Here is an 18,436-nt window from a genome sequence, read left to right on the forward strand (position 1 = left end):
CGTAACAGATCGGTCACATCATATTGTTGATACTGTAGTCTTTTACGGTAACTAGTCCAGCCGGGTGTCAGAAAAGCATCGCCGACACGTTTACCATTGATACAGGCCTCATAAAGGCCACGTGCAGTGATGTAGGCAGTGGCAGATTGTATTTTTTTAGCCGCATTGAAGGTTTGCGAAACAGCGGACTCGGTCTTGTCAGACTGTCCAATCTGATACCGGGTTCTATCCAGCTGGCTTTCCAGTCGGACGACTGTAAAAGTGCCATTTGCCATTGTGCCACGGACTCCAGTCTGAAGCACGACCATTTTCATCCACACTCTTACCTGCCAGTAGTATTTCTTACCGGAAGAGAGGCATCACCCTGATAAGGGACATGGATGGACTGATCGGAAGTGATCTTACCACTTTGCCAGACCAGTTCTTTACCCTGATTTAATTGTTTAGGGGAAGTGCCTGCCCTGAGTTCATAGGCAGATTGCCGGATATCCTTCTGTTGCCTGATAATTGCCAGCTGAAAAGGGGGTGAGCTACATCGACTCCCTCCGGATTATGACGACTCTCACAGAGTAGCGAATCGACTTTTTTTGTGCGGCAATATCCGCAACGGAAAATCCGAGCAGGAAGCATAAAAGACCTGTTTTGTACATGACGCGGAAATTGTGGTTAGTATTTAAGAAGTTGAATATAGAGAAACTTACCCTTAAACTGTCCTGTACTGTCCTATTGTGATCTGATAGGCCGGAAATATAATTCCCGTATTTATTACACAGAAAGCAGGTATTAATACGCTTGTCAGCCAATTGCCAATGAAAGAACTTTGTATCGGCGGGACAAGAGAATTCCATGAACGTTATCAGCACACAATTTTCATCACAACATCAGCATTACCCAAAAGCGCCGGTCCCCCAAATTAAAATTTCCATGTCATGTGATACACAGTGCGCCTCGTACTGTTCTATCACGCATTCCTTTTCTGTTTTTAACCTCAAAACTCAACAACATGGCGAAAGCAATTCTGACAGACACACTGCCTGAAGAACAGGTGAAACTGTATCTGGAAAACCGTAAATTATATTGTTATCTAAATTCCTGCCCAGCAAACGGCCAGCATTACTTACTGGGAACAGCTGCTCTGCGTGGGCTTTAACCCTGATGTATCCGGCTGGAAGCGGTAGTCAGTGTGAAGAGGCCTTCGGCTATAGTGGTGGATTATGCAGTACCGGCTCTCAGGAGTTTGTACGTTTCTTTGTGGACTATCACGATGGCGCAGGCTTTCAGGATGCGGGTGTTACCAGTTTTAAAGTAGCGGACATTCCGGATCCTGCACCACAAACCAAACACCCGCTGCATTACATGGTGTATCTGTTCCTCAATGACGAAGCACACCGTCGCTTCACCAATTGTGATACCGCTATTATCCCTACTGTAAGGGCGGTGTTGTCGTGGAATACCGTGCCTTCTCCGGATCCCAATGACATCCCTCATTTTGGAAACGTCGTAAACGCCGACATCCAGCTAAAAAAAACGGATCATCATCTGGGCGGATCTGATCAAAGAATTGGGCATTCAGGAAAAACTGGATATCCTGCCACAGATCGATGAACAGTTTCAGGTACCTGTGATTGACAAGCCGCTCCCGCCGATTGAACAGTATTACAAGGTGTATAAGTCAGCCGGTGTGGAAGATCATCGTACCTTCTTCAGCAGCATTATACCGAATATACCGGAGGTGGCGAAATTGCAGGCGCCGGAACCCGCCTATGATCTCGAGGCCGTCAGCAAATTAGGGATTAAAATCGCAGACCTGACAAAGCTGATCCTGAGCCCCATATTTGATAACAACAAAGCCAACGTTAACTACGAAGAAATGACCTGTGTTGGCCTGAACACCAATACCGATACACTGGGCGCCGTCATCAGGATTAAAAAATCCAGTGGTTTCAGTGGTAATATGTGTACCGCAGGTTCCAAAGAGCATGTTGCTTTCTGGGCTGACTGGAACAATGACGGCACCTTTGACGAATACCTTGGTACAGCCAGCGTAATAGTACATGATATCAATAACATTCCCAAAGACGGACTCTATTACAATGTCGCGTTGCCGGTTGATCTGACCAAACGGCTGAGAAGCTGCGAAACACCGAATATTATCCGTATCCGCGGCGTGATGTCATGGCAGACATTACCTTCTACAACTGATCCGAATGCACTGAATTACTATGGTAACCGTATTGATGTGCGCGTGCAGGTAAGACCCGGTCAGGCGGACGGCGGCAAATTAGGAATTAACCTCTTTGACGTAAATGGTGTTGCCATCAGCAACATTGATCAGGTAGCGATCAGTACGAGAGGACTGGCGTATGCGGGCGCAAGTTTCCCGAATGCGGCTTATCCTTTCGGCGGATTGATCAAACTGAGTGGTATGCTGACCAACAGCGGTGCCTCCGGTACTACCTTCTATAAAATACAGTTCCTCGATACCAGCAGCGGAACCTGGCAGGATGTGATGGATAAACAGAAATTCCAGATCATCGAAGGCAGTGTACAGACACTGCATGACCAGGATCCTTCTACAACAGGAGGCTGGCTGACCTACCTTCCTGCCGTGCCTGCGAAGGCAGAAAAGCTTTCCCTGCTGGCATTCTGGGACAGTGGCAGTCGTAATGGTCTGTATAAACTGAGGGTGCTATTCACCAAAGATCCATTGTTTAATCCGGTGAATATCAATTACTCATCCGAAGTGTTTATCTATCTGGATAATACCGGTTTTACTGTTAACGGTGCACCTTCAGCGACACTCGATCCGGCCAGTACACTGGATGTGATCATTGCCGGTGGCGATTGTAAGTTCTACAAGAAAGGCGATATCATCAGCGGTCAGCTAAAGGTGCAGGACAAATACTTCAGCGGATGGAGTTTTAGTCTGCAGCCAGCGGCACACATCGTACCATTGGGTACACCATTGAGCACCTTTATTGCGCCGGCTTCCAGAAATGTGGTGAGTCTGGCTGATAATGGCGACAACGGAACCGCCTTTACAATTAACACGCAGTACCTGCAGTCCTGCGGATATACTATCCGTCTGAGTGCAACAGACAGGTCACTGGTAGGGTATAAGATCGTCTTTCTGGACGGCTCTTACATCTACAACCTGACCAGTCATTATGCGGAAAAATACCTCGGTTTTGCGGTATTGCCGTAAGACAGGGCATGATCAGGAAAGGGCACGCGGGAGCAGCAAAAGGCTGTTTCCGCGTGTTTCGTAATGATAAAACCGTAAAATATCATTTTTAAATTCCGTCAATGTGCAGACCTTTGCGGGGAGATTGGATCAACCGTAATGGGAACAATGACAACAGGAACAGCTATATCTACACCGGCAAAAGCCGAAAGGGGCAGTGTCCGCTTCCGGCGAATCAAGAACAGTATTTTTCTTTCAGGGCTCTCTGTGTTTGCCCAGTTATATCTTTTTCAGCCCGTATTACCGCTGTTATGTAAAGAATTTGGCGTAACCCCGGCAGAGAGCAGCTGGGCCGTGTCTGCGTCTACCATGGGTATGGCGGCAGGTTTATTTATCTTCTCCTTTAAAGCAGATGCTGTACCGCGTAAATACCTGATGGGCTTTGCCATGCTGGGATCCGCCGTATTGACCTTGTTATCTGTCTTCATTCATAATTTTCATCTGCTGATAGCGGTCAACTTTCTGAAGGGCGCTATCTTATCTGGCGTAACAGCCGTTGCACTGGCTTATTTATCAGAAGAAGTAGCCAGTGCCTCATTGGGGCTGGCCATCAGCTTATACCTGAGCGGCAATGCGATCGGAGGGATGGCTGGAAGGATTGTGGTAATGCTGATAGCAGGATGGGCCGATTGGCGCTGGGCAGCGGCATGTATTGGTACTTCCAGTCTGATATTGGGTTTATTCTTTATTAAAAGGCTCCCTGCATCCAAACACTTTGTTGCCTTACCAGTGAATGTAGGACAGAAATGGCAGCAGATGGGTTCCTTTTTCCGGCAACCAGTGATGGTGCTGGTGTATTTTGCGGCATCATTGCTGATGGGCGCATTCGTGAGTATTTACAATTATACAGGCTTCCGGCTGGAAGGCCCCCCATTTTCATTACCCCATTATGTTATTGCAGGTATATTCCTGATGTATACTGTGGGCGTACTAGGAACAATGGTTGCCGGACGATTATCAGACCGCATACCACCTGCAAAACTAATCAGGATATTTATTCCGGTCATGGGAATTGGATTATTACCGATGTTGATACCTGAATTAATTGCCACCGCCGGCGGATTAGGGATATTCACTTTTAGTTTCTTTGCTACGCATACGCTGGCCAGCAGATTGATATCACAGGAGGCGAAAGAAGGAAAAAGTACGGCGACTTCGTTGTACTGGTTGTTTTATTATGCCGGTTCTTCGTTTATAGGAACCGCTACCGGAGTAGTGTTAACCGGCTGGGGATGGGAACTGTTTATTGTAGCTTTACTGGGATTGGTATTAGCCGGTGGAACATTTGTAGTCAGCGCAGGCAGGAAACCCACAGTGTAAGTCTGGGTGGACGCGGCTATTGATGAGTAAATCAGCTTACTCCCTCAGCTGCAACACATTAGCCCCGATCTTTTCATCCTTTACTCTTTTAAACCGCTTATCGTGTACCGTAATCATGATCTCAAGAGATCCTGTGCTTACTGTTGCCCCCAGCAGATGCCCGCCGTATGCCTGAAAGGTACTATCGGTGACGACACCATGTGCATGAATAGATACGCTGTCCTGTTGCCATGCGACGCTACCCTGCATACTGGCCAGTTCTACATTGTCAAATGACCGGGGATCGTATTGCTTTGTCTGCTGATTAAAAAAGCCAAATTTCGCATTGACAAAGCCCATTCCGGTGAAGTTAGCCGCCGGGATCTTTTCCTTTAGCATAAAAGCTTCAAGTTGGGCAAAAAGGTCATCACCTTGCTGTAATACCATGAGATATCCTGCGGGCACTTTGACATAAGGTGTTTGTGCGTTGGCTGCCAGTCCTGCTGATAATAGCTGTATGAGTAGGTAAGCGATCTTTTTCATAGTCATGCTTTATCCTTCATCCGGAACGAATAGTGTGCCACCGGTACTACAGACTATTGTTTCGCAGTCAGCTCCAATAATTCTTTCAGATAAGTACCCCATACAACAGGCAGGGAATTAGTACCGTGTCCAACTGTTTTATCCGTAATGGGCAACAGGATATACCGCCCATGTGCCACTTTTTTAATCTCTCTTTCCATCACACCGAGTTCCGCAGGATTGATTTCATCATCCGCAGAATTAACGGCATATACAGTTGCTTTTATCTTCGACAGATAAGGGGAAGGATCATAGTATCTGGACGCCTCCAATGCATAAATGACGTCGTTTGCATCAAGGGCCGCCAGATTAGCGCGTCTCATGTAGGCAACAAGGGAATCGGCAGCATCACGTGTGGGAGCGGACAATTGTAATTGCAGCGGACTGCTGTTCATAAAGAAGAAGGAAGACAAAGCGCCTGTCATGCCTAGGGTGGGTTGTGTGCGGTATTCTCCGTTATTCCAGACAGGGTCCATTTTTATCAGGTCTATGGCCATCTTACGCATCATCCTGTTACGACCTGCAATGGGTGCCGGCTGACAGGCTAGTGGCATCATCGCATCTGTAAAGTCAGGATAGGTATATCCCCATACCCATGCATGCATAGCACCCATAGATGTACCTAATATCAGCCGGAGGTGATCTATTCCGAGGTGTTTGGTTACCAGTTCATGCTCAGCAGTGACCATGTCATTGTAAGTGTAATGGGGGAATTTCATATGCAGACTATCACTCGGGCGGCTGGATTTGCCATGACCTATAGCATCCGGTAAAATGATAAAGTATCTGGAAGCATCCAGTAATTGTCCCGGACCAAATAGTTCTCCTGCAAACTGCTTTGAAAGAAATGCGGTAGCTGCGGAGGTAGTGCCATGCATGATAAGCACCGCATTGTTTATTTTACCGTCTTTTCCCTTTTTTGGTGTGCCAATAGTATAATAGTGCAGATTGAGCGTCGCAAGTGCCTGACCATTCTCGAACATGTAATGCTCAATCGTGTAGTTACCTTCTTTCGGTCTGGGATAAGCAGGTTGGCCATAAGCAGCCACAGATAAAAGTAGGGATAAAAGCAGCGGATACATTTTCAGCATGATGATCGGATTTGATTACCGGAAGCCGAAAAGTAGCCATAATAGCGCGGTTTTTATAACCGCCTGTAATATTTCCTGCATATGTGAGATATGTAAGAAAAGGACTTATAAAAGGCACGATAAATAAAAAATCCCGGACGCATCACACGTCCGGGACCTCAAAAAATGTATTCCTGCAAGCAATTACTGCTTGTTAGCTTCTTTTTTCTTCTTTGCGTGATCAACGATCGCACCGATACCGGCGCCTGCACCAGCACCTACTACAGTACCGATAGCCGCACCTTTCACACGGTCGTTCTTGTTGATGATCGCACCTGTTACCGCACCGGTACCAGCACCTACAACGGCACCTTTAGCAGTGTGGCTCCAGCCTTTTTTCTTTTCAGTAGTAGTGGTTGCAGTGGAGGCAGCAGGAGCGCTGTTGTCTGCACTGTTACTATTACTATGGTTTACAGTTGCCGGAGCACTGCTTGCGCGTGCTTTTTGAACTGCTTTCATGGAATCTATTGCCTGTTGTTTTGCTTCGTTTACAGCGTTTGCATTAGTTATAGAATCAACAGTCGCCTGTTTGGCACTTTCAATAGCTTCTTCCTGTGACGCTTTGTTATTACAGGCGAATAGTACCGTTACGGTAGCTAAACTCAAAAATAACTTTTTCATAGCCTGACTTTTTATGGTTTATCAATTTATACAGTACAGTAGACAAAACTATGCCATTTTTTATGAATCTTCCTAATTATACTGGAAATTAATTTTATGTAGATGGTATTTTTTTATTATCCGTTTTATTTTCAAATAATTATGTTTTTATGACGGTCCTTTTGTAGCGCTAAAAACGTCTTTACCGATGAACTTTTCCCTCATAACAAAACAAACCACTATGAAGAATGCCATCGCATGCCTGTTATTGGCAACCCTGATTGCCTGTAGTAAGAAAGAAGACAAATTACGGGAAGAAACACCGGATGCCCATCCCGAACTGGCCATCACCAATTACTATGTCAACGGTACTTCGGGTAATGACGCCAATACCGGAACAACTGCCACGACTGCTTTGAAAACGATTCAGGCCGCGCTCAACAAGACGACCGAAGGAGCAGGCAGTACTATTTATGTAGCAGGAGGTACCTATAAGGAACGATTGAACTGGCCACATTCAGGCGCCTCTGCTGCCGAACCGATTACATTGACCAACTATAGCGGCGGTACGGTCATATTGGATGGTGTAGGCGCTACCAACAACACACAAAACGCTATGATCAACGTCAGTAGTAAAAGCTATCTGAGAATCAACAACATCCGCATTGCCAACAACATCAGAAGTTTTGCTTCGGGGATCTATGTCAGTGGTTCGGGTACAGATGTGCAGATCACTTCCTGCCGTATTTATAATGTTGGCTGGACAAGCGACTCTACGGCTGTTCCTTCTTCTGCGAATAATGCCAATCCGCTGGTAGTAGTAGGTACCGGACAAACAGCCTATTCGCAGATATATGTCGGCAGTAATCAGATATATGCCTGTAATACGGGTTATAGTGAAGGATTGACGATGTCGGGTAACGTCAACAACTTCCTGATTGAGAGTAATATTGTACACCATATTAAAAACATCGGTATAGATATGACCGGACATTATAGCTGGACGGGTGCACCCGATAGTGTAAACTTTGCCCGTAACGGCAACGTGAAAAATAATGTGGTCTACAACTGCGTATCTCCGGTTGCCACCAGTGGTGGTATCTATGTAGATGGTGGTAAATGGATCAATATAGAAGGGAATACCAGTTTTAATAATGGTGCAGGTATCACCGTTGGTTGTGAGAATGCAAACAATACGGCAGAAGGTATCAATATCCGCAGCAACTTTATTTATAACAATAAGGAAGCAGGTCTTGTAATAGGATCAAATGCAGCAGGTAGTAAAGTGGCCTGGTCGTCAGCGACTAACAACTCCTTATTTAAAAATTACACCAATGGCGGATGGGGAGGAGAGATCAGTTTACAGAATACCGATCACGTTACAATCTCCAACAATATCGTACAGTCAGCCAGCAACATTGTGGTAATCGCCCTGCTGGGATACACCAGTACCAATCTTGCAATGAACTATAACAGGTATTATACGGCTTCTGGTACCGCGAATACGATCACCTTTGACTGGGGAGGTATTAATAGTACAACTTATGGTTCGCTGGCCACTTTTAAGAGTGGTACCGGATTGGATGCAAACAGCACCTACGGTATTCCTTCTTTCGTAAACAGTACGCTGGCTACACTGAATCTGCATCTGGCAAGTGGGTCTGCCTGTATTAATGCCGGTGATCCTGCTTTTGTGCCTGCATCCGGAGAACTGGATATCGATAAGCAGTCACGTAAGCAGAATAACAGAGTGGATATAGGCGCAGACGAAACAGCATTATGATACGTGTAAAGTAGCTGGAAAGAAAAAGGTCCGCAATTGCGGACCTTTTTTGAATTTATTGGGATGGTAGTTTATGCGAATTTACGAATTAATAAATGCGCTGTATCTTTTTCTATATACATTCCGCGGGTTATTTCAATTTCATTTGTTAACGGCGCCTTATTTTGATTATCACTATCAGGTTGTTGTTCAAACGCAGATACAGAGATAATATTGTTTTCAAGACATTTTGGACAATAGTGGATCGTTACTTTCACAATTTCTCTTGTTCTTGCATAGATAGGCGCCAGCTTACTATAGTAGCTGACTTCCGGCAGAAAATTATAGACATTATTTTCACCGGCATCACCAAGTGTAGCATAGAAACTACCTGTTTCTGTGATAAAAGCATCTTTCTGATCATAGAAGCGGTCGCATCTTTCACAGTAGTATTGTTTATCCTCCAGCAGAAACTTCACCGGCAACATAAAAGCGATAAATTCTATCACATAGAAAAATCCTGCGAGTCCGCCGCTAAAAGGAAATCGTCCTGCTGAACGGTTGAAATGCGCGGTATCTATCTGCACGATCCTTCTTGCAATGATCTCAAAAGTCGCAAACGGATTAAAGACCCCTTCGAGAAAAGAATACCCAAAATTCCAATGTTGGTTATAGAAAGTCCACTGAGCTGACCATGCCAGATAACAGAACAATGCCGCTAACGACACGTTTAATATATGATGTCTGCTTTTACTAAAAAGCCGCAGCAAGGTAAAAGCAACAATAGCTGCACACAGTACACCAAAGAGCAGGATAAAATTAAGGTAGACAAAAGAGATAAAATTGGTGAGGAAGTAAAATAACCAGCCGATCAGTACGGAGAGTGAAATACCACCAAATAAGGAAAGCAACAGTCGTTTAGGCTTAATCAATCCTGAGGCCTTATAAAAAGTACCAGCAGCGTGCATAGGGATATGGCGTTTGAATAAAGATAAATCTGTATGCAAGATAAGAAGGATAAGTATAGTTTTTTTGTATTTTTAGACAGTTAACATTCTAAAGCAGCTAAAGGGAGACAGCGGGTTTTACGCATGCAGCCAGATACCGATACCGAACTGTTACAAAAAATGAGGCAAGGCGACGAAAGCGCCTTCCGGCAGCTATACGACCGGCATAGCAGGCAGGTGGCTGCGTTTGTTTTCCATCTGACACATTCCGTCGTCGATGCAGAAGACATTCTGCAGGAGACTTTTCTCACACTCTGGACCAGCAGGGAACAACTACCTGCCATCGTCAATCCTGCCAGTTATATCTTTATTATTGCCAGAAACAAAACTCTGGATCACCTTCGTAAAATAGCCCGTCAGCAGAAACTGGTAGACCATGTATGGGCAAATATCTCCGCCACAGCAGATGCACTCGATCTGCAACTGGATGCCCGGGAAAGCCAGCAATTGATCAATACCGCCCTTTCGCGGCTCAGCGAACAGCAACGTACCATCTTCCGTCTGAGCAGACAGGAAGGACTTGACCATGCTACGATCGCCGACAAACTGCATTTATCCAAAAGCAGGGTTAAAAATGTACAGGTAGAAACACTCCGTTTTATTCGTCAGTTCTTATCACAACATGCTGAATTTCTGTTGCTTTTATGCCTGTTGAGCAACTTCTGAAAAAAAATGTCCCAAACCACGGTCCTTTATTCTCTCACGTTCGTCTTTATAGTTATATGCCTGATCACCAACAAAGAATTGCTTATTTATTAGCACGTTATGCAGACAAATCATGCAGCAGGGAAGAGTTGGATGAACTGTTTACCGCCATTGGCCGGGATACTGATCCCGCTATGCTGGAACAGCTGCTGGAAGATGTATGGCATGCAGGACATCCTGCACCCGGGATTGATTATGAGGCAGTCTATCAGCAGATCAAACCCGCCGTTCCCGTACGGAAGACGATTCCCCTTAAAAGATTCGCTGTCGCAGCGTCTTTATTACTATTGGCAGGTACCGCATACTGGTTATTACAACACAAACGGGTAGAAAAACAGCCCTTACTGGTAACACAGCCTGCGCAGCAACATATTTTACCCGCGACCAACAAGGCCATGCTGACATTAGCGGATGGTACCACAGTGCCTCTGGATAGTACAGGGAAACAGCTGATTCAACAGGGAAATGTAGCGATCAGGCAACAAAACGGACAACTTTTATATGCCAGTCAGCCAACAGATGGCAATATTCACTATAACAAACTCACCACGCCAAGAGGAGGACAATTCAGACTCGTATTGCCTGACGGCACCAAAGTATGGCTGAACTCCGCTTCCATGTTACGCTATCCTACCACATTTTCAGGAAAGGATCGTGTAGTGGAACTGGAAGGACAGGGATACTTTGAGATCGCAGCCAATGCACAACAACCATTCAAAGTAAAGGTGCGTGACATAGAAGTGCTTGTACTGGGAACAGACTTCGATGTAATGGCCTATGGGGATGAAAATTCAGTTAATACCACATTGCTCACCGGTAGCGTACTGGTGAAGGAAGGCAGCACAAAACAATTGTTACGCCCCGGACAACAGGCAGTAGTAGACAACCAGGATCATCAGCTGACAGTAAGGACAGCTGACATCAGAAAAGTAACCGCGTGGAAGAACGGCATGTTTGTTTTCAATGACATGGCTTTACCCGCCATATTAAGAGAAGTAGCCCGCTGGTACGATGTAGACATCGTGTATCAGGCCAGCCCCGGAGCGGAATTATACGGGGGCGGTATAGGAAGAGACCTGCAGCTGGCAGACGTACTGACCCTGCTGGAAGGGAATGGCTTTAATCATTTCAGGATTGAAGGGAGAAAAGTAATTGTATTACCATAATTAGTATCAACCAGTAAGATGCGTTGATAAAACCGGAGATGCTCGCAACATCCCCGGTTAGTTATCTGGCATCCTCAATAATCGCTGTAAAGACCATTTAAGTACTACCAAACACTGCAAAAGTATGCATTTCGACTGTTATGTACAGGCCCGCACACTGCGCGGGCTATCAACCAAAATTTGTCTGGTTATGAAATTGACCACGTTCCTGTTATTGGTAATCATCCTACAGGTGAGTGCCGCAGGATATTCCCAGAAAGTAACGCTGACGGCCAGAAATATGCCGCTCCGCGACGTGTTTACCGAAATTATCACACAGACAGGCGTATCTATCGTATATTCTGAAAGTGTACTGGCCAATACGGCCCCCGTCACTTTCCGGGTGAAAGACGCCTCCGTCCGTGAAGTACTGGACCTCTGCCTCCGCAATCAACACGTCATCTACGCACTCGAAGGAAAAAACTTTGTCATAAAGAAAACAATAACGCCACCTCCCGGCACCTCGTCGCAGGCAGATACGACCATTACCGTTAGAGGGATCGTCAGCGCTTCCGCCGGAGGTCCCTTACCCGGCGCAACCATACTCGTGAAAGGGACACGGAAAGGTACCCAGACAGACGGTCAGGGCAACTTCACCCTGTCTGGTGTACGTAAACAGGACATACTGGTCATCAGTAACATCGGCTTTACTACCAAAGAGATCGCTGCAGCTGAACAACTCACCTTACAACTGGAAGAAGATACCCGCAACTTTAACGAGGTCATTGTAGTAGGATACAGTGATAAAAAGAAAAGTGAACTGACCAGCGCCGTCAGCGTCGTATCAGCTGAAAAATTGAAAGACGTCACAACCAATGACGTCGGTAGCATGTTACAGGGTAAAGTGGCCGGCCTGCAGGTGGTAAACAGCTCCGGTGTACCCGGTACAGCCGCTGAATTAAGGTTACGTGGGGTCTCTTCTGTGAATGCCTCCCAGACCCCGCTATTTGTAGTAGATGGTATCATCGGTGGCAACTACGATCCGAATGACGTAGAAAGCATTACCGTCCTGAAAGACGCAGGTGCTACCGCCATGTATGGCTCGCAGGCAAATGCCGGGGTGATCATCGTCACTACCAAAAAAGCAAAACTGGGAAAGACCCGTTTTGAAGCCAAAGTAACTACCGGTTTCCGGAGACCAGACTTCGGCAAAATGGAGATGATGAATGGTAGTGAACTATATGAACGCCATAAAGAGTTTTATCGTGACTATATCCCCGGTACGGATAATAACTCCTATAAGGTAGATATCCTGAAGTTTTATGCAGAAAGGCCTAAAACACTCCAAAATCAGGACTATAACTGGCTGACTACCATGTTTGGCACCGCGCCTGTTGAAAATATTTATATCTCCGCCAGTGGTACTTCCGAAAAGAGCGAATACTACACCGGCCTCTCATATTATAATGAAAGAGGTACTTTCATGAATACGGGTTTTCAGCGTATTAACCTCCGTGGTAACTCCACCTACCATTTCTCTAAAAATGTAAGTGTCACCAATAATATCAATATCAGCGGTTCTACGGGTAATAGTTATAACTATGAAGATGTCTACTACGCGTACCTGAATATGCCCTGGGATAATCCTTATGATGCCAACCGTAATCCGGTATATGTAGATGGCAATGTTGGTTTCAAATGGTGGTCCAGAGACAAGGTCAATCCCATCCATACGATCAAAAACTCCAATCACCCATATAAGAACTTTGACGTCAACTATGATCTGGGCTTCAATATCAATATCACCGACTGGTTGTCCTTCTCCAGTAGTAACAGGGCAGCGGTCAGCTATAATAAAGGATCAGACTATTATTCTCCTGTTGTAGCAGGGTTGTATAATAGTACCGGTTTCCTGAATGAACTCAGTACCTTATCATATGGCGTTATCTCCAACGACCTGCTGAAATTCAATTTCCACAAGGGAGATCATACCATCAGCGGTCTTGCTGGTATTGCCATTGAGAACAGTAAAACAGAAATACTGGGTGCTTCGGGTAAAGGACTGCCAGAGGGGCTGTCTGTATTGAATGTCGTTTCCAACAACCAGCTGGTAACCGGTTCCTATGATCAGGCGATCATACAGTCATTTATCTCACAGGTAAGTTATGGCTATAAAGACAAATACTTTCTGACCGTTCTTACCGCGTGGATGGTTCTACCGCTTTCCCGGCAAGTAACCGTTATGGCTCATTTCCGGCAGTATCTGCGGCATGGCAGATCAGTCATGAAGACTTCCTGCTGCACAGCAGATTGTTCAGCAACCTGAAGGTACGCGCCAGCTACGGCGTGACAGGTACGCAGGACATTGGTTCCTCCCGCTACCTCGGACTATATGCATTGAGCAGCCAGTATAACGGTGGTACAGCAGCTACGCCTTCTCAGTTGCCAAGTCCCGGTCTGACATGGGAAAGCAAAAGACAACTGAACGCCGGATTGGATATCGGTTTATTCAACCGGATCAACCTGACCATTGACGCTTATAATAACGTGACAGATAACCTGCTTTTACAGGTACCTCAACCACTGTCCGTAGGCTTTGAACAACGTTGGGAAAATGTAGGTAAAGTGATCAATAACGGTATAGAACTGGGTATCAATACGGTCAATATCAAGACAGAGGATTTCGAATGGACCACTGATTTCAACATCAACTACAACACCAACAAGCTCAGGGAATTACCCAGTGACATCACCCGTACACAACCTACATGGAGCATTTCCCAGATCTATCGCAACGATGGTAATCTGTATGAATTTTATATGCCCAGATGGTTAGGGGTCAATAAAGAAACCGGTGCACCACAATGGGAAGTGATCAACAGAGACGCAAATGGTAAAGAGATTTCCCGGTCTGCCACCTCAGACTATGCCAGCGCTACCTATCAGGAAGTAGGTTCGGCATTGCCGAAGTTACAGGGAGGTTTCACCACACAGTGGACTTACAAAACCTCTCATTGAGTGTAAACGCTTATTACCTGACGGGCAACAAAGTGTTCAGTAATAGTCTTCGTTTCGTGATGAACGACGGCAACGAGCCTTACTACAATCAGATCAACCTGCCTTCCGGATATAAGATATGGACGCATCCCGGTGATGATGCAACAGAACCTAGTCCGCAGAATGCCGCCAATTCCACCGAAACCTCCACCCGTTACCTGAAAGATGGTGATTTCCTCGCCATCAGGAATATCTCGCTGTCCTACAAGCTGCCAAAAGCATGGATGACCCGCTGGCATATGGATGGAGTGACACTGTCACTGACAGCAGATAACGTATACACATTCACTAAGTTCCTCGGACAAGACCCTGCCACGACGATTACCTCCGGCAGTTATGTAATGCCCGGTGTATCGGATTTCAAATATCCGAACAACCGCCAGTATCTGTTTAACATCAACATCAGGTTCTAGTAAACTTACAGCTCATGACAACGAGATCTCTTCTTATCATATTAATTTTTCCGCTGCTGTTTGGCAGTTGTCTGAAAGATGTGAATCCGAGCGATTCACTGACTACCGGTACGCTGACGCAGACAGCACAGGGATTGAGGCAGGCGCTGAATGGCGCATATGCCTTGTTTAAAGACCATGTGGAATTTAATGGTACCACCGACCTGAATAATATGTACCTGCGCCAGTATTTCCAGATGAGCGATTTCGCCAGCGATGATATTGTGTGCGCACAGACCACGACAGATCCTCTGTATTACAGCTTTTCTCTGAACCATACACCGACGCAGACGAATAGTCGTTATTTCTGGTATATCTCCTATAAGATCATTAATGACGTCAATACAGTAATTGAGGCCGCAGAGGCAGTCCAGAACCCGGATGCTACGATTAAACAGCTATTGGGAGAGTGTTATTTCCTCCGGGCTTTTTGTCATTTCAACCTTGTAAAACTGTATGCCCGTCCCTATACAGACAACCCGGCAGCTGATGGTGTCATATTACGTACTGCTACGAGTGATCCTTCTGCGAAGGCGCGGTCAACCGTGGCTGAAGTTTATGCATCTGTGATTGCGGATGCTGAAAAAGGCGCGGCACTCATGCAGCAACAGCGTGGCGTACAGTACGCGTCACAGGAAGCTGCCTGGGCTTTACTGTCAAGGGCATATTTATATAAAGGCGTGAATGATAGTACGATATACTATAGTGATAAGGTAATTAATTCCGGTCGCTTCGGTCTGACAGATACCACGGCTTTAAGACTATGTTTGCCAATGCGACCGGCAGCAAGGAGACGATCTTCTGTGTTGCCTTTACGACAGTAGATGATTATGGTAAGGCCGGTTCCATAGCCTCAATGATCTATTCGGATGGTAATTCCGGCTGGGGAGAGGAATTTGCTTCGCAATCTCTGCGCGATACCAGTCCGCTATCCGAAGGACGCCCGTTGGGCCTATATTCTTCCTTTAAAGGATGGTAGCGGCAATCTGCAGAAAAGAATGGTATTGAGACTTATTACATTATGAAGTTCTCCGGACAGGCGGGCAGTCCGACGCTGAGTTCCCCATCATGTTCCGTATAGCTGAGATGTACCTGAACCGGGCGGAGGCGAAAGCGAAGGCGGGAAATAGCACGGTGCTTTAGATGACGTGGACTTGATCCGGAAGAACAGGGGGCTGCAGGATGACCTATATGCCGGGAAAGTGCCTGCAGGTAAGACTGTGCTGGAACAGTGCTAAAAGAAAGAAGAATTGAACTGGCATTCGAAGGACACCGGGTTTATGACGTTTACCGCAACAAGCAGGCCCTGAACCTACTTACTGGGGCTATCACCTCCCGGGACTGAAAGAGTCTGATATAGACCAGTAAACGCCGGCAGGCTATGAGAATATGGTGATTAATCCTGACAACAAACGGGTGATCTACTTCATTCCCACGATGAGATACAGACTAATAAACTGTGTTCACAGAATCCTTAATTCACCTTTAAATGCCTGATCATTATGCAATTCAGATATCTCTTTTTAAGCATTGTAACAGCAGCATTGCTCAGTGGATGCAGTGATATGACAAAGTAACCCCGGATGCTGACCTGTTCTACGAAGTTAGCATTAACGGCAATGATGTGACCTTTAGCAATAAGACCTCCGCGCCGTATCCTACAAATGGGATTTCGGGATGGCACCAGCTCAGAAGAGGAAATCCGGTACATACCTATCGGGGAAAGGAAAATACGTACCGACCTGTATGCGACAACAAAGGAAGGCAAGGTGACAGAAGGATCTACCGTGGTGTACATAGCGAAATCCTCACCGGTGAAAATGAATGATAATACCTTGTCTGCTGGGACGAAGTGACTGATTATCAGGTGACATCCGGTGCAGGAGAAACCTACTTCAGGAAGGCTAAATTGACTATGACGCTTCTTATGTATTGTCTATCTGGAAGTCAATTCAAAGGCCGCCAATGCCGACATTTACGACTTCTATATGGATACGGATAATAATCCGGGTACGGGGCTGTTGACGGGTACATTTCCCGGCGGCGGTTATGACGTGTTGCTGGAGGGGGCTGTACTGGCAGATGGTTTGACGCTTTCATCATAAAGGCGCTCAGGATGCCTTTACATTTGATGCTTCCGGTGTAACGGAGTTTGTCACAGTTGGCGCCACCCAACAGGAAGGAAATGTGCTGAAGTTTGAGTACGTTTGTCCCGTGCGAAACTGAAAGGCCTCGCAGCTACAACCGCCCTGCGTTAGGCATTCAGGCCACAAGGGTGATTGGTCTGCTACTTTGGGCAATATGCCCGACGGAAGCACCTCCGTATTGATCAATTTTGAGTAATATGTGTGTGTTATAGCAGGATGCAGAATATGCAGCATGGGTATGTCCGCAAAGAGCTTCTGTTAAAGGCTTTTTGCGGACATATGTTATAAATACACAAAGAGGAACATACTCCTTCAATTCTTAATTTCTAATGCTTAACTATTATGGAGAAAACCGGTCGTTTGTTATCGCTGGATGTCATGCGTGGACTGATCATGATATTGCTGGCGGGGGAGAGCTGCCGGGTATATGAATCGCTCCACGAATGGAATGAAATGCCTTTATCAGGCAATTCTTTCATCATCCATGGCATGGGCTGCGTTTCTGGGATCTGGTACAGCCTGCATTTATGCTGATGGCGGGTACCGCCATGTATATTTCGTATCAAAGTAAACTGAAGAAGGGGGTTTCGTGGTCGCAGAACTTTAAACATCCTCATTCGTAGCCTAAAACTGTTTATGCTGGGAACAGGTCTGCATTGTATCTATGCCGGTAAACTGGTATGGGAGCTCTGGAATGTGCTGACGCAATTGTCCGTAACAGGCATCATCGCTTATCTGGTGATAGGACGTTCCTACACATTTCAGATTATTACGGGATTCCTGCTGATCCTGCTTAATGATGTACTATACCGCAGCATCCTGCTGCCCGGTTTTGACCAGCCCTTTGTAGAATACCACAACTTCGGGGCATATAGGATACCGTACGATGGGGAAGATCAATCAGGATGGGTGGGTAGCCATCAATAAATACCTACCGAGCACATACCATCTGGGGTGTGACGGCAGGCAAGCTGTTATCGTCCAACATGGCAAGCAGCCGTAAAACCGGCATATTGGCAATTGCAGGTGCTATATTGCTCTTATTGGGCTTTGGTGTGGATCTGGCAGGTATTTCGCCTATCATCAAAAGAATCAGTACCGCAGGCTTGTATTGGCTGCTGCCGGCTGGGTATTGCTGATACTGCGTTTTATATTGGTGGATTGATATAAAAGATCACCGGCGTTATACCTGGATACCTGTGGTCGTTGGTATGAATGCGATATTTATCTATGTCTTTTTCGAGACAGTAGGTGCGCAATGGGTGAATGGGGTAGTGCGATCTTTATTCCGTGGCATATTGCAGCG

19 protein-coding genes are annotated in these 18,436 nt (G+C 46.0%); 14 read left to right on the forward strand and 5 right to left on the reverse strand.

The genetic code is table 11. From position 1 onward, the window contains the following. A partial coding sequence (locus tag FEF09_RS33885; RefSeq protein ID WP_261387827.1) for an alpha-L-rhamnosidase N-terminal domain-containing protein occupies positions 1-275 on the reverse strand: 275 nt, incomplete at its 3' end. Positions 276-1,155: 880 nt separating this feature from the next. Here FEF09_RS33885 and FEF09_RS27520 point away from each other — a divergent pair. The 3 genes from FEF09_RS27520 to FEF09_RS27530 all read left to right on the forward strand — a co-directional run bounded on the left by FEF09_RS27520 (position 1,156) and on the right by FEF09_RS27530 (position 4,564). Then, the gene (locus tag FEF09_RS27520) at positions 1,156-1,605 is read left to right on the forward strand and encodes a hypothetical protein (RefSeq protein WP_146308075.1); all 450 of its coding nucleotides are present in this window, start codon (positions 1,156-1,158) and stop codon (positions 1,603-1,605) included. Beyond that, a complete protein-coding gene (locus FEF09_RS27525) occupies positions 1,562-3,205 on the forward strand; it encodes a hypothetical protein (protein ID WP_146308076.1) in 1,644 nt (547 codons plus the stop codon). The genes FEF09_RS27520 and FEF09_RS27525 overlap by 44 nt, the downstream gene beginning before the upstream one ends. A 147-nt stretch (positions 3,206-3,352) precedes the next feature. Next, positions 3,353-4,564, forward strand: coding sequence for an MFS transporter (locus tag FEF09_RS27530; protein WP_261387828.1), 1,212 nt, complete (start codon positions 3,353-3,355; stop codon positions 4,562-4,564). Positions 4,565-4,600: 36 nt separating this feature from the next. Here the strand turns inward: FEF09_RS27530 and FEF09_RS27535 are convergent, their stop codons facing one another. The 3 genes from FEF09_RS27535 to FEF09_RS27545 form a co-directional block, all read right to left on the reverse strand. Further along, the gene (locus tag FEF09_RS27535) at positions 4,601-5,086 is read right to left on the reverse strand and encodes a PPC domain-containing DNA-binding protein (protein WP_146308078.1); all 486 of its coding nucleotides are present in this window, start codon (positions 5,084-5,086) and stop codon (positions 4,601-4,603) included. A 53-nt stretch (positions 5,087-5,139) separates the two neighbouring features. After that, complete coding sequence (locus tag FEF09_RS27540) at positions 5,140-6,216, reverse strand: alpha/beta fold hydrolase (RefSeq protein ID WP_146308079.1); 1,077 nt, start codon at positions 6,214-6,216, stop codon at positions 5,140-5,142. Positions 6,217-6,399: 183 nt separating this feature from the next. Next, positions 6,400-6,876: a YMGG-like glycine zipper-containing protein gene (locus FEF09_RS27545; protein ID WP_146308080.1), complete on the reverse strand. Its 477-nt coding sequence runs from the start codon at positions 6,874-6,876 to the stop codon at positions 6,400-6,402. Between the two features lie 220 nt (positions 6,877-7,096). On the opposite strand from FEF09_RS27545, the gene FEF09_RS27550 reads away from it, so the two are divergent. Continuing rightward, positions 7,097-8,638: a choice-of-anchor Q domain-containing protein gene (locus FEF09_RS27550; protein WP_146308081.1), complete on the forward strand. Its 1,542-nt coding sequence runs from the start codon at positions 7,097-7,099 to the stop codon at positions 8,636-8,638. Positions 8,639-8,709: 71 nt separating this feature from the next. Here the strand turns inward: FEF09_RS27550 and FEF09_RS27555 are convergent, their stop codons facing one another. Continuing rightward, entirely contained in the window at positions 8,710-9,624 is a 915-nt protein-coding gene (locus tag FEF09_RS27555; RefSeq protein WP_146308082.1) for a hypothetical protein, read from the reverse strand. 120 nt (positions 9,625-9,744) lie between these two features. Here FEF09_RS27555 and FEF09_RS27560 point away from each other — a divergent pair, with 120 nt between their 5' ends. From FEF09_RS27560 to FEF09_RS27590, 10 genes are all read left to right on the forward strand, one after another. After that, positions 9,745-10,290, forward strand: coding sequence for a sigma-70 family RNA polymerase sigma factor (locus tag FEF09_RS27560; protein WP_186774568.1), 546 nt, complete (start codon positions 9,745-9,747; stop codon positions 10,288-10,290). 56 nt (positions 10,291-10,346) lie between these two features. Next, the gene (locus FEF09_RS27565; RefSeq protein ID WP_186774569.1) at positions 10,347-11,495 is read left to right on the forward strand and encodes a FecR family protein; all 1,149 of its coding nucleotides are present in this window, start codon (positions 10,347-10,349) and stop codon (positions 11,493-11,495) included. A gap of 190 nt (positions 11,496-11,685) precedes the next feature. Next, positions 11,686-13,800 (forward strand): SusC/RagA family TonB-linked outer membrane protein, encoded by a 2,115-nt coding sequence (locus tag FEF09_RS32070; protein WP_222597190.1) that lies wholly within the window; start codon positions 11,686-11,688, stop codon positions 13,798-13,800. A 688-nt stretch (positions 13,801-14,488) separates the two neighbouring features. Further along, positions 14,489-14,944 carry a hypothetical protein gene (locus tag FEF09_RS32075; protein WP_222597191.1) on the forward strand — a complete coding sequence of 152 codons (456 nt, stop codon included), beginning with the start codon at positions 14,489-14,491 and terminating at the stop codon, positions 14,942-14,944. Between the two features lie 14 nt (positions 14,945-14,958). After that, a complete protein-coding gene (locus FEF09_RS32080; RefSeq protein WP_222597192.1) occupies positions 14,959-15,807 on the forward strand; it encodes a RagB/SusD family nutrient uptake outer membrane protein in 849 nt (282 codons plus the stop codon). A gap of 244 nt (positions 15,808-16,051) precedes the next feature. Next, complete coding sequence (locus FEF09_RS32085; protein WP_261387829.1) at positions 16,052-16,126, forward strand: RagB/SusD family nutrient uptake outer membrane protein; 75 nt, start codon at positions 16,052-16,054, stop codon at positions 16,124-16,126. Between the two features lie 88 nt (positions 16,127-16,214). After that, entirely contained in the window at positions 16,215-16,328 is a 114-nt protein-coding gene (locus FEF09_RS32090) for a RagB/SusD family nutrient uptake outer membrane protein (RefSeq protein WP_222597193.1), read from the forward strand. 1,144 nt (positions 16,329-17,472) lie between these two features. Further along, a complete protein-coding gene (locus tag FEF09_RS27580) occupies positions 17,473-17,664 on the forward strand; it encodes a hypothetical protein (RefSeq protein ID WP_146308085.1) in 192 nt (63 codons plus the stop codon). A 102-nt stretch (positions 17,665-17,766) separates the two neighbouring features. Beyond that, complete coding sequence (locus FEF09_RS27585; RefSeq protein WP_146308086.1) at positions 17,767-18,057, forward strand: hypothetical protein; 291 nt, start codon at positions 17,767-17,769, stop codon at positions 18,055-18,057. A 29-nt stretch (positions 18,058-18,086) separates the two neighbouring features. Next, positions 18,087-18,269 carry a hypothetical protein gene (locus FEF09_RS27590; protein ID WP_146308087.1) on the forward strand — a complete coding sequence of 61 codons (183 nt, stop codon included), beginning with the start codon at positions 18,087-18,089 and terminating at the stop codon, positions 18,267-18,269. Positions 18,270-18,436 lie beyond the last annotated feature (167 nt).

It is taken from the genome of Chitinophaga pinensis, from assembly GCF_007896845.1.
GTDB classification, from domain to species: Bacteria; Bacteroidota; Bacteroidia; order Chitinophagales; family Chitinophagaceae; genus Chitinophaga; species Chitinophaga pinensis_C.

Coding starts and splice junctions, on each gene's coding strand:
- FEF09_RS27540 (WP_146308079.1), bottom strand. CDS start 6,216: ATGCTGAAAATGTATCCGCTGCTTTTATCCCTACTTTTATCTGTGGCT.
- FEF09_RS27585 (WP_146308086.1), top strand. CDS start 17,767: ATGCTGGGAACAGGTCTGCATTGTATCTATGCCGGTAAACTGGTATGG.
- FEF09_RS27535 (WP_146308078.1), bottom strand. CDS start 5,086: ATGAAAAAGATCGCTTACCTACTCATACAGCTATTATCAGCAGGACTG.
- FEF09_RS27520 (WP_146308075.1), top strand. CDS start 1,156: ATGTATCCGGCTGGAAGCGGTAGTCAGTGTGAAGAGGCCTTCGGCTAT.
- FEF09_RS27565 (WP_186774569.1), top strand. CDS start 10,347: ATGCCTGATCACCAACAAAGAATTGCTTATTTATTAGCACGTTATGCA.
- FEF09_RS27530 (WP_261387828.1), top strand. CDS start 3,353: ATGACAACAGGAACAGCTATATCTACACCGGCAAAAGCCGAAAGGGGC.
- FEF09_RS27560 (WP_186774568.1), top strand. CDS start 9,745: ATGAGGCAAGGCGACGAAAGCGCCTTCCGGCAGCTATACGACCGGCAT.
- FEF09_RS32070 (WP_222597190.1), top strand. CDS start 11,686: ATGAAATTGACCACGTTCCTGTTATTGGTAATCATCCTACAGGTGAGT.
- FEF09_RS27545 (WP_146308080.1), bottom strand. CDS start 6,876: ATGAAAAAGTTATTTTTGAGTTTAGCTACCGTAACGGTACTATTCGCC.
- FEF09_RS27580 (WP_146308085.1), top strand. CDS start 17,473: ATGGAGAAAACCGGTCGTTTGTTATCGCTGGATGTCATGCGTGGACTG.
- FEF09_RS32080 (WP_222597192.1), top strand. CDS start 14,959: ATGACAACGAGATCTCTTCTTATCATATTAATTTTTCCGCTGCTGTTT.
- FEF09_RS27550 (WP_146308081.1), top strand. CDS start 7,097: ATGAAGAATGCCATCGCATGCCTGTTATTGGCAACCCTGATTGCCTGT.